Origin of the sequence: Subdoligranulum sp. APC924/74, from assembly GCF_003324125.1 — a bacterium.
GTDB classification, from domain to species: domain Bacteria; phylum Bacillota; class Clostridia; order Oscillospirales; family Ruminococcaceae; genus Gemmiger; species Gemmiger qucibialis.
Genome location: NZ_PSQF01000021.1, coordinates 1 through 14834 on the forward strand (window position 1 = coordinate 1; position 14834 = coordinate 14834).

The 14834-nt window shown below is 59.2% G+C and carries 12 protein-coding genes; 11 read left to right on the forward strand and 1 reads right to left on the reverse strand.

The genetic code is table 11. From position 1 onward, the window contains the following. Positions 1 to 169: 169 nt before the first annotated feature. The gene (locus tag C4885_RS07240; RefSeq protein WP_113999700.1) at positions 170 to 1504 is read right to left on the reverse strand and encodes an MATE family efflux transporter; all 1335 of its coding nucleotides are present in this window, start codon (positions 1502 to 1504) and stop codon (positions 170 to 172) included. Between the two features lie 278 nt (positions 1505 to 1782). On the opposite strand from C4885_RS07240, the gene C4885_RS07245 reads away from it, so the two are divergent. From C4885_RS07245 to smc, 11 genes are all read left to right on the forward strand, one after another. Next, the gene (locus tag C4885_RS07245; protein WP_113999701.1) at positions 1783 to 2166 is read left to right on the forward strand and encodes a RidA family protein; all 384 of its coding nucleotides are present in this window, start codon (positions 1783 to 1785) and stop codon (positions 2164 to 2166) included. A 305-nt stretch (positions 2167 to 2471) separates the two neighbouring features. Then, entirely contained in the window at positions 2472 to 2975 is a 504-nt protein-coding gene (gene infC, locus C4885_RS07250; protein WP_371681646.1) for a translation initiation factor IF-3, read from the forward strand. Positions 2976 to 3002: 27 nt separating this feature from the next. After that, the gene (gene rpmI, locus C4885_RS07255) at positions 3003 to 3209 is read left to right on the forward strand and encodes a 50S ribosomal protein L35 (protein WP_113999703.1); all 207 of its coding nucleotides are present in this window, start codon (positions 3003 to 3005) and stop codon (positions 3207 to 3209) included. Positions 3210 to 3267: 58 nt separating this feature from the next. Then, positions 3268 to 3621, forward strand: coding sequence for a 50S ribosomal protein L20 (gene rplT, locus C4885_RS07260; protein ID WP_113999704.1), 354 nt, complete (start codon positions 3268 to 3270; stop codon positions 3619 to 3621). A 79-nt stretch (positions 3622 to 3700) separates the two neighbouring features. After that, positions 3701 to 4477, forward strand: a complete 777-nt coding sequence (locus C4885_RS07265; RefSeq protein ID WP_113999705.1) for an RNA methyltransferase — start codon at positions 3701 to 3703, stop codon at positions 4475 to 4477. Between the two features lie 6 nt (positions 4478 to 4483). Next, positions 4484 to 5581, forward strand: a complete 1098-nt coding sequence (gene dprA, locus C4885_RS07270) for a DNA-processing protein DprA (RefSeq protein WP_113999706.1) — start codon at positions 4484 to 4486, stop codon at positions 5579 to 5581. A 109-nt stretch (positions 5582 to 5690) separates the two neighbouring features. Continuing rightward, positions 5691 to 8018 carry a type I DNA topoisomerase gene (gene topA, locus C4885_RS07275; RefSeq protein WP_242979508.1) on the forward strand — a complete coding sequence of 776 codons (2328 nt, stop codon included), beginning with the start codon at positions 5691 to 5693 and terminating at the stop codon, positions 8016 to 8018. Between the two features lie 3 nt (positions 8019 to 8021). Next, complete coding sequence (gene trmFO / locus C4885_RS07280) at positions 8022 to 9335, forward strand: methylenetetrahydrofolate--tRNA-(uracil(54)-C(5))-methyltransferase (FADH(2)-oxidizing) TrmFO (protein WP_113999707.1); 1314 nt, start codon at positions 8022 to 8024, stop codon at positions 9333 to 9335. 8 nt (positions 9336 to 9343) lie between these two features. Beyond that, the gene (plsX, locus tag C4885_RS07285) at positions 9344 to 10378 is read left to right on the forward strand and encodes a phosphate acyltransferase PlsX (RefSeq protein WP_113999708.1); all 1035 of its coding nucleotides are present in this window, start codon (positions 9344 to 9346) and stop codon (positions 10376 to 10378) included. Positions 10379 to 10586: 208 nt separating this feature from the next. Beyond that, positions 10587 to 11264: a ribonuclease III gene (rnc, locus tag C4885_RS07290; protein ID WP_113999709.1), complete on the forward strand. Its 678-nt coding sequence runs from the start codon at positions 10587 to 10589 to the stop codon at positions 11262 to 11264. A 12-nt stretch (positions 11265 to 11276) separates the two neighbouring features. Further along, on the forward strand, positions 11277 to 14834 hold the full coding sequence (gene smc / locus C4885_RS07295; RefSeq protein ID WP_113999710.1) for a chromosome segregation protein SMC: 3558 nt from the start codon (positions 11277 to 11279) through the stop codon (positions 14832 to 14834).

Genomic DNA, 14834 nt, shown 5'->3' on the forward strand with positions numbered 1-14834 from the left:
ATTATCTGCGCTTTTGGCTTAGCAGCTGCCGCACCTCGCTCGCCGTATCGGCACTTAGAATTATGCGGTATTGCCTTAGGAGTTAGGAAGTAGGAGTTAGGAGTTGAATGGGGCGGGGCGAGTGGCAAATAAAAGAGCCCGGCGCGGGGCCAGGCGGGATAAGAGGGGATTAGACGTTGAGTTTGACGGTGCGCTTGTAGACGAGAGCAGCGGCGAGGGCGCTGAGAAGCTCGGTGACCCAGAAAGCGTGCCACACGCCGACAGGTCCGAACATGCGGCAGAGGATCCACGCGGCGGGGATCATAATGATGATGTAGCGGCACAGCGAGATGATGAGAGACTGGGTGCCCTTGCCCAGTGCTTCCAGCGAGCCGGAGGCCGTGACCGAGAGGGTGGATACCAGGAAGCCCGCGCTGATGATGCGCAAAGCAACCTGACCGGCGGCGATGGTATCGGCGTTGGTGGTGAACATGCCGATCAAAGCGGGGCTGCCCATCAGGCAGATGATGGTGCCGGCGGTCATGATGGCGGCGTTCATACCCATGGCAAGGTTGTAAATCTTTTTCACGCGGCCATGCTCCCCGGCGCCGTAATTATAGCTGATGAGGGGGCGCATGCCCTGCACAATGCCGCCCGCGGGCAGGTACAGGAAGGTTTGCAGCTTATAATAAATACCTAGAATGACCACATACCCCTGCGAGTAAGCGGCCAGCAGAGAGTTGAGGAAAGAAACCAACACCGAGGGCAGCGCCAGGTTGAGAATGGCGGGAACGCCGATGGAGTAAAGCTTGGCATCCAGCCGCCAGTCCGGCTTGATGCAGCTCAGCCGCAGCCGTACGGGGAAGCGGTGGGTGCAGTAAATAATAAGGTAGACGCTTAAGGTGACGCACTGTCCGATGCCGGTTGCCAGCGCCGCGCCGGAGATACCCAGCATGGGAAAAGGCCCAAGGCCGAAGATGAGCACGGGGTCCAGAATGATGTTGGTGATGGAACCGCACAGCAGGGCGGCCATCGTTTCGTTCATGCGGCCAACGGCCTGGAACAGCTTTTCAAAGCAAAGTTCCGCCATGATGACCGGGGAAAAGAAGAACGCAATGCTGGAATACCGTACGCCGAGGGCAATGACGGCTTCATCGCCAGTGAAAAGCCGCAGAAAGCCGGGCATCATGGCGATACAGACAACGGCAGCAATCAGGCCGTGCAGGATGGAAAAGACCAGGCCGTGGGTGGCGGCGGTATCGGCACGGCAGCGGTCCCCCGCGCCGGAATACAGCGCGATCAGGGCGTTGATGCCGACGCCGAAGCCAATGGCAATGGCGTTGATCATGTTCTGCACCGGGTACACCAGCGAAAGCGCCGTCATGGCCTGCTCACTGATCTGGGCAACAAAAAAACTGTCCACAATGTTGTACAGCGCGTTCACTGTCATGGAAAGCACCATGGGCAGCGCCATGGAAACCAGCAGCGGGAAAATAGGCCGCTCTTTCATAAAAGTATCGTTCACGGGTAAAGCATAGCTCCTTTTTAGTTGGAATGCAGTGGGAATGGCGGGCAAAAACGGCACAAAAAAACCACACAACCACGCGTTAGCGCGGTTGTGTGGCGAAAAGTAGCAGTGCTGTAAAAATCCACACCGGGTTTTAATAGGTATAGAATAGCATACACGGTGCGGGGTGTCAAGGGGCGAGGCGGAATGTTTTTGCGCCAGGGGCTTTGCAGGCGGGCGGGGGCGTGGTATAATCAAAATGTTCCAACATTATTATATTATAGGAGTGAAAAACGATGAGCAACACCGCACTGCATACCGATAAAGCCCCCGCCGCCATTGGCCCGTATTCCCAGGGCATCCAGGCAGGCAACACCATTTACGTTTCCGGCCAGATCCCCATTGACCCGGCTACCGGCGAATTTGCCGGGCAGGACATCAAGACCCAGACGCGCCAGAGCCTGACCAATATTTCCAACATTCTGGCCGCTGCAGGCGCAAGCATGGCTGATGTGGTAAAAACCACGGTGCTGCTGAACGATATTGCAGACTTTGCCGCCATGAACGAGGTGTACGCTGAGTTCTTTACCGAGCCGTATCCCGCCCGCGCCGCTTTCCAGGCAGCAGGCATCCCCAAAGGCGCACTGGTAGAGATCGAGTGCGTGGCCGTGAAGGGCTGATAACGAACCCGAAGCGACAAAATGCGCCCCTGCGAAAAAAACTGTGGGGAAATTTACGCTTTTGTATTGACAACAGCGTTTGTGCTGTGGTATAGTATTTGAGGTAAAAAAAGCAGCGTCCGGCAGTGTGCCGTCGTTCACCTTGCGGGCCCAAGGGCTCCGGGTCATACAAAGATCACGCAATGATTGCGTGCCAACTTCGTATTCAGGCGGCTGCTTTTAGGGGCAGCCGCTTTTTCATTTCAATCTTTCAAGACTTGTAACGGAGGTGTATTCCAATCGCGAGCAACAGCAATTCCAAGGAACTGGAAATCAATGAGCAGATCCGTGATAAGGAAGTCCGCCTGATTGGCGCGGACGGCCAGCAGAAGGGCGTTATGAGCCCCCGCGATGCGCTGAAAATGGCGCAGGCGCTGGATCTGGACCTGGTCAAGGTGGCTCCCCAGGCCAAGCCCCCTGTCTGCAAAATTCTCGATTACGGCAAGTACCGTTTTGAGATGCAGAAAAAGGAAAAGGAAGCCAAGAAAAACCAGAAAGTGATCGAGCTGAAGGAGATCCGCCTTTCGCTCAACATTGATACCAACGACTTTAACACCAAGGTCAACCAGGCCGCAAAGTTCTTGCAGCAGGGCCACAAGGTAAAGGTTTCCATCCGGTTCCGCGGCCGCGAAATGGCGCACACCAGTCTGGGTATTGATGTGGAGCAGCGCTTTGCACAGGCGCTGGAAGGCAAGGCTGTGGTTGATAAGCAGCCTAAGCTGGAAGGCCGCAGCATGATGATGTTCCTGTCCCCCAGCCCGACCAAGTAAATACTCTATCTTACGGAGGAAAAGAAAATGGCTAAAATGAAACTTAAGACCTGCTCCGGTGCCAAAAAGCGCTTTAAGATGACTGCTTCCGGCAAGATCAAGCGCAACGCTTCCAAGCGCCGTCACATCCTGACCAAGAAGACCACCAAGCTCACCCGCGGCCTGCGTATGCCCAAGTACGTTGACAAGACCAACGAGGCTACTGTCCGCAAGATGATGCCCTACGGCGGCTGATTCGGCTGAATCATTTTCTGACTTGACTTAATGTGACTGTGTAAAAGGAGATATTACCATGGCTCGTATTAAAGGCGCAACCATGACGCATAAGCGTCGCACCAAAACTTTGAAGCTGGCTAAGGGCTACTACGGCTCCAAGAGCAAGCATTTCCGTATGGCCAAACAGGCTGTGATGAAGTCTGGCAACTATGCTTTCGTTGGTCGTAAGCAGAAGAAGCGCCAGTTCCGCAACCTGTGGATCACCCGCATCAACAACGCTGTTCGTGCCCAGGGCATGAACTACTCCACCTTCATGAACGGCCTGAAGAAGTCCGGCATCGAGCTGAACCGCAAGATGCTGAGCGAGATGGCCATCCACGATCCCGCCAGCTTCAACGCTCTGGTCGAGACCGCCAAGAAGGCGCTGTAAGAATCAGCTTTTTCAAAGACGCATGCGCCGCGCGCGCGTGCGTCATTTTGTTTATATGGAGATCATACGGGGGTGCCAGATGGAAACCATCACCAGCCGCGAAAACGCCAAAATCAAATATGCCTGCCGCCTGCGGGAAGAAGAAAAGCTCCGCACGGCGGATGGCCTGTTTTTTGCTGAGGGCCCCAAGCTCTGTCTGGAGCTGGCCCGCGGCTGTACCCTGCAAACCCTGTATGCCACCGAGAAGGCCCTGGCCCATACCCCAGAACTGGAAGCCTTTGCGGGCAAAACTGTGCTGGTAACAGAGCCGGTGGCACAAAAGCTTTCCGGAACCAAAACCAGCCAGGATGTGTTCGGCGTGTTTGAACACCCCGGCTGGCAGGCGGCAGATATTTTAGCAAAGGGACGCCGTATTTTGGCACTGGAAGCGGTGCAGGACCCCGGCAATGTGGGCACCCTGCTGCGCAGCGCGGCGGCCTTTGGCTTTGACGGTGTGCTGCTCTCCAAGGGGTGTGCGGCACCCTTTGCCCCCAAAACACTGCGGGCATCCATGGGGGCAGCCGGGCGGCTGCCGGTGGCCCCGGTGCAGGATCTGCCGCAGGCATTGCAGCAGCTGCGCGCACGCGGCGTGGTCTGCCTGGCTGCGGCGCTCTACCATTCCCGCCCGCTGGACGAAGCCCCGCAGAGCTACCCGGACGGCCTGTGCGCCGTGATCGGCAGTGAGGGACAGGGCTTGACGGACGCTGCCGTGCAGGCCTGCGATATGGCGGTGCGCATCCCGATGACGGCCCTGGTGGAAAGCCTGAACGCCGGGGTTGCGGGCAGTGTCTTGCTTTGGCACTTCAGAGGTGTATAATAAGGTATGGACAGCACACTGTATTGGCTGTGGCTGGCCGAAGCGCTTGGGTCCGGCTGCCGCCTGGCGGGCAGACTGCTGGAAGAATACCCGGACCCGGCCGAACTGTATGGCCAGGTAAAAGCGGGCTGGAACCCGCCGGAATACCTGAGCGCAAAAGCCCGCGAATTTATGCAGGCGGTGGCCCCGGCCCAGATGGCGGGGCTGAAAAAGCGCTGCGATGATTTGTATATTTTTATCCTGACACCGGACAGCGCCGATTACCCCCAGCGGCTGCGGGACCTGCCCGACCTGCCGTTGGTGCTGTACGGCACCGGAAACCCTGCCTGCCTGAACGGGCGGCGGTATGTGGGCATGGTGGGCACCCGCCGCCCCACAAAGTATGGGCTTTCCGCCTGCCGGGATCTTTCGCTGACAATGGCGGAGCGGGGTGTGGTGATCGTGAGCGGGCTGGCCGAAGGGCTGGACGGCGCAGGCCACCGCGCGGCGGTGGAAGCCGGGCAGCAGACCGTTGCTTTTTTGGGCACGGCCATCAACAAGACCTTCCCAGCGGTGAACGTGACCCTGCGCGCGGAGCTGGAAGCTCTGGGAGGTGCCGTGCTGAGCGAATACCCGCCGGATTATACGGGCAAAATGACAGGGACCTTTTTGGCCCGCAACCGGCTGATTGCCGGTTTGAGCGAGGCCCTCTGCGTGGCGGAAGCCCGCACCCGCAGCGGAACGCTGAACACGGTGAGCCATGCCGAAGAGTACGGCAGGCCGGTGTTTGCGGTACCCGGCAGCATTTACAGCCCCACCAGCGAGGGCACCAATGAGCTGCTGCGCACCGGCCGCGCCCGCGCCCTGTGCACGGCGGATGATGTGCTGGATACCCTGCACATTGCACCCGGCGGCACCGAGCTGGTGCAGGAGGGGGTTATGCTGGATGAGCTGACCCCCAACGCCCGCACCGTGCTGGCAGAACTGGGCCCTAAAGCGCAGACGGCAGATGACTTGGCTGCCGCAACGGGGCTTGCCGTGCAGGCTGTTCTGGCGGCGCTCATGGAGCTGGAATTTGCCGGCGCCGCCGTGGATAACGGCGGGGGCCGGTATACCGCGGCATAAGGGCAAGCGGCCCCAGCCGCAGCGGGCGGATATGGCCCGCATGTATGATGACATTACGGAAAGTATCCGATTAAGATAGAACTTATACGCCAATTTGGGAGAAACAGATATGGCAAAGCAAACTGAACTGGAGCTGACTGCCCAGCAGGCGGCGCAGCCGGAAGAAACCCCGGCAAAAAAAACTGCCGCAAAAAAGACTGCAGCGAAAAAACCGGCAGCAAAAAAAGCAACCACGAAAAAGACAACGACCAAAACCAAGGCAGCTAAGGTAGAGGACGGCGAATCCGCAGCCAAAAAACCTGCCGCAAAGCGCACCACCAAAAAGACCGAAGCAAAGCCCGGCACCAAGCTGGTGATCGTGGAATCCCCGGCCAAGGCAAAGACCATTGGCAAATACCTGGGCCGCGGCTATACCGTAACGGCCAGCATGGGCCATATCCGGGACCTGCCCGCCAGCACGCTGGGCATTGATGTGGAACATGGCTATACCCCCAAGTATATTACCATCAAAGGCAAGACCGCGCTGGTCAAGGACCTGAAAGCCGAAGCGAAAAAAGCACAGACCGTCTATCTGGCAACCGACCCGGACCGTGAAGGCGAGGCAATCAGCTGGCATCTGGCCAATGTGCTGGGGCTGGACCCCACCGCCCCCAACCGCGTGACCTTTGACGAGATCACCAAAAAAGGCGTGCAGGAGGGTATGGCCCACCCGCGCACCATTGATATGGATCTGTTCAACGCCCAGCAGGCCCGGCGCGCGCTGGATCGCCTGGTGGGTTATAAGCTCAGCCCGTTTTTGTGGCATAAGGTGCGCCGCGGGCTTTCGGCTGGCCGCGTGCAGAGCGTGGCGGTGCGCATTATCCGCGACCGCGAGATCGAAATTGAAAACTTTAAGCCCGAAGAATACTGGAACATTGACGCCAACCTGAAGCCCCGCCAGAGCGGCTGTGCGTTCAACGCACGGCTGACAGCTCAGGCGGACGGCACCAAGCTGGTGGTGAAAAATAAAAAACAGGCGGATGCCATTCTGGCCGCGTTGGACGGCAAACCCTACACCGTGACCCGTGTGGATAAGGGCCAGCGCCGCCGCCAGCCGCAGCCACCGTTCATCACCTCCACCCTGCAGCAGGATGCCAGCCGCGCACTGGGGTTTTCGGCCACCCGCACCATGCGTGCCGCCCAGCGCCTGTATGAAGGTATGGAGGTGCACGGCTATGGCCAGATCGGTCTAATTACCTATATGCGTACCGACAGTCTGCGCATTGCGGACGAAGCCGCCGCAGCCGCTAAGACCTTTATCGGCAAGACCTGGGGCGAAAATTACGTCTGCAACAAAAAGCGCGTCTGGAAATCCCGCTCCGCCACAGCGGCGCAGGATGCCCACGAAGCCATCCGCCCCTCAATGCCGGAACTGACGCCGGACCAGGTGGAGGGCAGCATCTCCGGCGATGAAGCCAAGCTGTACCGCCTGATCTGGAGCCGCTTTATGGCATCCCAGATGGCAGACTGCCTGATGGATACCGTTTCGGCCAACATCACGGCGGGGGATTATATCTTCCGCGCATCGGGTTTCCATGTAACGTTTGACGGCTTTACCGCTTTGTATGAGGAAGCCACCGACGATAAGCAGAAGAAAGAAACCGCCCTGCCCCCGCTGGAAGTGAGCCAGGACCTGAAACTGAACAAGCTTTCGGCGGAGCAGAAATTCACCCAGCCGCCGCCGTACTATACTGAAGCAACGCTGATCCATGCGCTGGAAGAAAACGGTATTGGCCGCCCTTCCACCTATGCGCCGATCATTACCACCATTGTGGACCGCGGCTATGTGGAAAAGGAGCAGAAAAAGCTCAAAACCACCCCGCTGGGCCGCGCGGTGAACCAGGTCATGCTGGAACAGTTCCCCGATATCGTGGACCCGACATTCAGTGCCGATATGGAGAAAAAGCTGGACGTTGTGGAAGCCGGTAAGGCGGACTGGGTCAAAACAGTGGACGATTTCTACCAGGGCTTTGAAAAAAGCCTGGAAGCTGCCGAAAAGAACATGGAGGGCAAAAAGATCAAGGTGGAGGATATCCCCACCGACGAGATCTGCGAAAAATGCGGCCGCCCCATGGTGATCAAAAGCGGGCGGTACGGCAAGTTTGTGGCGTGTTCCGGCTTTCCGGAGTGCCGCAACGCCCACCCCATTGTAAAGGATACCGGCGGCCTGTGCCCGCTGTGCGGCGGCCATATGCTGCTGCGCAAAAGCGCCAAGGGCCGCGTGTATTACGGCTGCAGCAACTACCCCACCTGCAACTTTATGACATGGGATGAACCCGTGCCGGAAACCTGCCCCCACTGCGGCAAAACGCTGTTCAAGCGCCGCGGCCAGCTGTACTGCGCCAAAGAGGGCTGCGGGTTTGTGAAGAATATCGAAAAGACAAAAGCGGAGAAATAACGCATGCAAATCAAAATCATCGGTGCCGGGCTGGCCGGGTGTGAAGCCGCCCTTTGGCTGGCGGACCACGGCGTGCAGGTGGACCTGTACGAGCAAAAGCCGGTCAAGTTTTCGCCAGCACACAAAAGTGCAGGCTTTGCGGAGCTGATCTGCTCCAACTCCCTCAAGGCGGAACGGCCGGATTCGGCTTCCGGCCTGCTGAAAATTGAAATGCGCATGATGGGGTCCCACCTGCTGGATGCTGCCGAGACCGCCCGCGTGGCGGCTGGCGGTGCACTGGCGGTGGACCGTGATGTGTTTTCCACCGCCGTGACGGAAATGGTGGAAAAGAACTCGGGCATTACCGTTCACCGCGAGGAAGTGACCGCGCTGGACGAAAGCGTTCCGGTGCTGGTGGCTTCCGGCCCGCTGACCGAGGGTGCGCTGGCGGAGCAGATTGCCGCGCTGACCGGCAGCCACCGGCTGAGCTTTTTTGACGCCGTGGCTCCCATTGTGAGCGCCGAAAGCCTGGATATGGAAAAGATCTTTGCGGCGTCCCGCTACGGGCGCGGTGAAGCCGATTACCTGAACTGCCCATTCAACAAATTGGAATATGAAACGTTTTATAACGAATTGTTGAACGCGGAGCGTGCCCCTCTGCATGACTTTGATGGGGAGCTGACGGTGTACGAAGGCTGTATGCCTATTGAGGTGATGGCGGGCCGCGGGGCGGATACCATGCGCTATGGCCCGCTGCGCCCGGTGGGCCTGCGGGACCCGCGCACCGGCCACCGCCCCTGGGCCAACGTACAGCTGCGCGCCGAAAACACCGCCCGCACGCTGTACAATATCGTTGGTTTCCAGACCAATTTGAAATGGGGCGAGCAGAAGCGCGTTTTTTCGATGATTCCCGGCCTGGAACATGCAGAGTTCATCCGCTATGGCGTGATGCACCGCAATACCTTTTTGGAAAGCCCGGCGGTGCTGACCAAGGGGCTCTACCTGAAAGAGCACCCCAACGTGTTTTTTGCCGGGCAGATCACCGGGTTTGAGGGCTATATGGAAAGCGCGGCTTCCGGCCTGCTGGCAGCGCGCAATTTGTACGCCCGTTTGCAGGGCAGAGAGCTGCCGCCCCCGCCGACCACAACGATGTGTGGCGCACTGATCGATTATATCACCACCCCCAACAAGGACTTCCAGCCCATGGGTGCCAACATGGGCATTCTGCCGCGCACCGAGGAAATTGACACCATCCGGGATAAGCGCGAACGGTATATGGCACTTTCTGATGCTGCACAGGCCGCCATGCGGGCATGGGCAGCCGAAGCGGAACACTGAGGTGGATTATGAAAATTTTACTGGATGCAATGGGTGGCGATAACGCCCCGAAATCGACCGTACAGGGCGCAGCCGATGCGGTAAAAGAGTTTGGTGATGGCATGACCCTGGCCCTGCTGGGTGATGAAGCCAAGATCAAGGCCGCTGCCCAGGAGCTTGGCGTGGACCTGACCCCCTTTGAGCTGATTCACTGCACCGAGGATGTGGATATGCACGATGACCCGGTCAAGGCCGTGCGCCACAAAACGGATTCCAGCCTGGTCAAAGGCCTGACGATGCTGAAAAACGGCGAGGCGGATGCCTTTGTTTCCGCCGGTTCCACCGGCGCGCTGCATGTGGGCACCAGTTTGATCGTGCGTACCGTCAAGGGGGTCAAGCGCCCGGCGCTGGCTACCTGCATGCCGGGCAAAAAGCAGCCGTTTTTGCTGCTGGACTGCGGCGCAAACGCCGAATGCCGTGCCGAGATGCTGAATGCCTTTGGCACCATGGGCAGCGTGTACATGAATAAGGTCATGGGCCGCAAGGACCCCGCCGTCGCGCTGGTGAACAACGGCGCCGAGGACACCAAGGGCACCCCGATGTACCGCGAAGCCCACGGCCTGCTGAAAGCAAACCCGGCCATCCGCTTTGTGGGCAACATTGAGCCGCGTGATATTATGGCTGGTGAGGTGGACGTTATCGTCTGCGACGGCTTTGTGGGCAATGTGGTGCTGAAGCTGACCGAAGGTGTGGCAGGTACTTTGCTGGGCATGCTGAAAGACATCTTTATGCAGAGCATTGTGACCAAGCTGTGCTACCTTGGCGTAAAAGGCGGGCTGCGCAATCTGAAGCACATGATGGACTCTGAGGAGATCGGCGGCGCACCGCTGCTGGGCGCGGCAAAGCCGGTCATCAAGGCACACGGTTCCAGCAAGACCAAGGGCATCAAGAACGCCATCCGCCAGGCAAAGCTGTGCGTTGCCAATGACCTGTGCGGCACCATGCAGAGCGCCCTGGCCGAAGTAGCCGCCAAGGCCGCAGCAGAAAAGACAGACGCGGAATAAAACGGCATATCGTGCGAAAATTGAAATGCTATGCCCGCCCATTGGAAATGGCCGGTACCAAAATATAGGCAGCGGGCGCACAATGTGCGCCCCTACGGGATAGCCGCAAAACCAAAGCCCATTGCAGGGGCGGGCATTGTCCGCCCGGCCTGCAAAATATCCCGATATACAATCGCAAAACAGAGAGAACGAAAGGTAAGGCAATCTTATGACCACGCGTACCCCTGAGGAATTGGAAGAAAAGCTGCATTACCATTTTAAGAATAAAGAACTGCTCATCACGGCGCTGACCCACAGCTCTTACGCCAACGAGAGCAAAACCCCTACGCTGTATAACGAGCGGCTGGAATTTTTGGGCGACAGTGTGCTGTCCGTTGTGGTGGCAAACTATCTGTTCCACCATTCCACCCGCCCGGAGGGCGAACTGTCCCGCATGCGCGCTTCGCTGGTCAGCGAGGACGCGCTGTTCCAGTTTGCGCAGGAGATCGACCTGGGCTCTTACCTGCGGCTGGGCCGCGGCGAGGAGCTGGGCGGCGGGCGCTGCCGCCCCAGCGTGGTTTCGGATGCGTTTGAAGCCACCATTGCCGCTTTGTTCCTGGACGGCGGCATTGAGACCGCCCGCAACTTTATCCTGCCGTTCATCACGGAGGGCAAAACCGCCGAGGATGACCACAAGACCGCCCTGCAGGAAGTGGTGCAGAAACACCCGGACGACCGCCTGACCTACACCGTGACAGGGGAATCCGGCCCGGCGCATGATAAGCGGTTCCAGGTTACTGTGGCGCTGAACGGCAAGGCGCTGGCTGTGGGCGAAGGCCGCAGCAAAAAGGCTGCGGAACAGCAGGCTGCCAAAGCGGCGCTGACCAAGCTGGAACAGCAGGCATAAAAAGGGGCATCTATGCGCTTAAAAGAACTTGAGATACAGGGCTTCAAGTCCTTCCCGGATAAAACGCGGATCACCATTGGCGAAGGCATTACCGGTGTTGTGGGGCCGAACGGCTCCGGCAAAAGCAACATTTCGGATTCCATCCGGTGGGTTCTGGGCGAAACCAGCTCCAAACAGCTGCGCGGTGCGGGCAAGATGGAGGACGTTATTTTTGGCGGCACCCAGACCCGCGGCGCAATGGGCTATGCGGCGGTATCGCTGACCATTGATAACTCCGATCATGGGCTGGAAATGGACGCGGACGAAGTAACCATTGGCCGCCGCTATTACCGCAGCGGGGAGAGCGAGTATACCATCAACGGCCAGAGCGTGCGCTTAAAAGATGTGTACGAGCTGCTGCTGGATACCGGCCTTGGGCGCGATGGCTACGCCATTGTGGGTCAGGGGCGCATTGCGGAGATCGTTGGTGCAAAATCCACCGAGCGGCGCGAGATTTTTGAGGAAGCATCTGGCATTGCCAAATACCGCTACCGCAAAAATGAAGCCGAACGCCGCCTGGCCGCGGCGGAGGGCAATCTGGAACGCCTGCGGGATATTCTGGGGGAGCTGGAAAAGCGGGTTGGACCCCTGAAACGCGACAGCGAAAAGGCGGAGCAGTTCCTGGCATATTCCGAGACCCGCAAGGGGCTGGAAATTACCATGTGGGTGGATTCAATCCGCCGCGCACAGGATACAGTGCGGGACCAGCAGCGCAAGTATGAGGCGGCGGAAAGCGACTATGCACGCATTTCCCGCCAGCTGGATGAATTTGACACCCGCACCGAAGCCCTGCGCGCCGAAGCCCAGCAGCTGATGCTGCAGGTGGAGGAAGCGAACGCTGAGATCCGCACCATTACCGAGCAGAACGCCGGCAGCGAAAGCCAGCTGGCAGTTTTGCAGAACGAAACCGAACACGCGAACGAGCAGATCCGCAGCGCCAGCGATGAGCTGACCCGCGCCGGGGAAGGCGCAAAGGGGATTGCGCAGGAAGCGGACGAGCACAAAGCGGAAATCACCCAGCTGCAAACCGTGCTGCAAAATCTGGATGCCGAGGCGGACAAGCTGCGCCAGCAGCTGAACACGCTGGAACAGCAGGCGCTGCAAAGCGGTGAGCGGCGGGAGATCGTGAGCGCCGCCATGGCCCGCATGCAGCAGAATGCCACTGCCCTGCAGGTGCGGGGTGCGGGGCTGCAATCCGCCGTGGAAGCGGCCCGCGCCCAGCTGAACGGCCTGAAAAACCAGGAAGCCGCCGCGGGTGATGTGGCACAAAAACTGACCGAGGAACGGGACGCTGCTGCCGAGCACCTGAAAGAGTGCGAGGAAGCCGTGACCCGCAACGATAACATCCGCTCCGGCTTAAAGCTCAAGCTGGAAAGCCGTCGCCGCCAGCAGGCGGAAGCCGCTGAAGCTTTGCAGAAGGCCGCAGCGGATAAAAACAACACCGCCCAGCGCATCCGCATTCTGGAGGATCTGGAGCGCAACATGGACGGCTATCAGCAGAGCGTAAAAGCCGTCATGCGCGCCGCGGGCGGTGGGCGGCTGCGGGGCATCATCGGCCCGGTGGCCGGTATCCTGAGCGTGCGCAAGGGGTACGAAATCGCGATTGAAACGGCACTTGGCTTTGCGCTGCAGAACATTGTGGTGCAGGACCAGGGCTGCGCCCGCGCGGCCATCACCTTTTTGAAGGAAGAACGCGCCGGACGCGCAACCTTCCTGCCGCTGGATACCGTGCAGGGCAGCCGATTCAATGGCCGCCTGACCGGCACGGCGGAGGTGGCCGCCGACCTGGTGGAGACTGCCCCCCAGTACCAGCATATTATTGATAACCTGCTGGGCCGCATTATTGTGGTGGAGGATCTGGGCGAAGCGTCGGTGGTGGCCAAAAATCTTGGCTACCGCAACCGCATTGTCACAATGGACGGCCAGGTCATCAACGCAGGCGGTTCCTTTACCGGTGGTTCCACCGCGCGCAGCGTGGGTGTGTTCAGCCGCAAGCAGGAACTGGACGAACTGCGTGCCAAGGTGCTGAAACTGGACGAGCGCCGCGCAGCAGCCGAAAAGGAAGCCGCCGCCCGCAAAGCGGAGGTGGATAACCTGACCGCCCAGCTGGCCGGTGCCGAGAGCGAGGGCATGACCGCCGCTGCGGCCCGCCTGAAAGCCGAGATGGAGCTGAATCAGCTGAACACCGCGCTGGAAGAGGGCAAGAATGCTGCCGCCCACCGCGGGCAGGAGATCGCCGCGCTGGAACAGCAGCTGCGGGAGAACACTGCGGCCGCCGCCCAGGCAGAAAACGCCCGCAAACAGGCGGAAGCCGAGATTGAAACGCACCGCAAAGAGCTGGAAAGCCTGGGCGCTTCCACCAGCGATGTGACCCGCCAGCGGGAGGAAGCATCGCAGAAACTTTCGGATAACCGAATGCAGAAGCTGCGCACCGAGAAGGACCTGAGCCTGCACGAAGCAGCGCTGGAAACCCTGAAAGGCCGCAGCGGCGAAGCCGAAGCCCGCGTGCGGGAACTGCAGGCCAATGTGGCCGCCGCCAAAGAGCGCATTGCCGCCAATGAGCTGCGTTCCAATGAAATCAAGCGAGCCAGCGAAGAAAACAAACAGAAGATCACCGCGGCGGAGGAAACCATCCGCAAGGCGAATGCCGAGCGCATGGAAAAGGAAACCGCTGTGACCCGCCTGACCCAGGAAAACCGCACCCTGACCGATGAGCGCGAGCGGATGAGCGGCGAGATGGCCCGCCTGGCCGAGCGCAAGACCGCGGCGAAAACTGAGCTGAACACCACTGCATCCAAGCTGTGGGAGGAATACCAGCTGACCGAAGCCGAGGCGGAAAAGCTCTGTGTACCCTTTGCCAATGTGGCAGACCTGCGCCGCCAGGTGGCCGAAGTGCGCGGCAAGATCCGCGCGCTGGGCAACGTGAATGTGGGCGCGATCGAAGAGTACAAGGAAGTTAAAGAACGGTACGACTTCATGAAAGCACAGGTCACCGATGTGGAGAAATCCCGCGCGGAGCTGAACCGAATGATTGCCGAGCTGTGCAGCGAAATGCAGGAGATGTTCACCGCCAGCTTTAAGGAGATCAACCGCAACTTCGGTGCGATCTTCCGCGAGCTGTTCGGCGGCGGTTCGGCGAGGCTCTATCTTTCGGATGAGAACGATGTGCTGAACTCCGGCATTGAAATTCAGGTTTCGCCCCCCGGCAAGGTCATCAAAAACCTGTCGGCTCTGTCCGGCGGCGAACAGGCGCTGGTGGCCATCAGCATTTATTTTGCCATTCTGGCCGTCAACCCGTCGCCGTTCTGCATCCTGGACGAAATTGAAGCTGCACTGGACGATGTGAACGTTACGCGCTATGCGCAGTATCTGCGCCGCATGACCGAACGCACCCAGTTCATCGTTATCACCCACCGCCGCGGCACCATGGAAGCAGCTGATGTGCTGTACGGCGTGACCATGCAGGAGGATGGTGTTTCCAAGATCCTGCGCCTTGACCTTGAAAACGTTTCCGCTGATCTGATCAGTTAA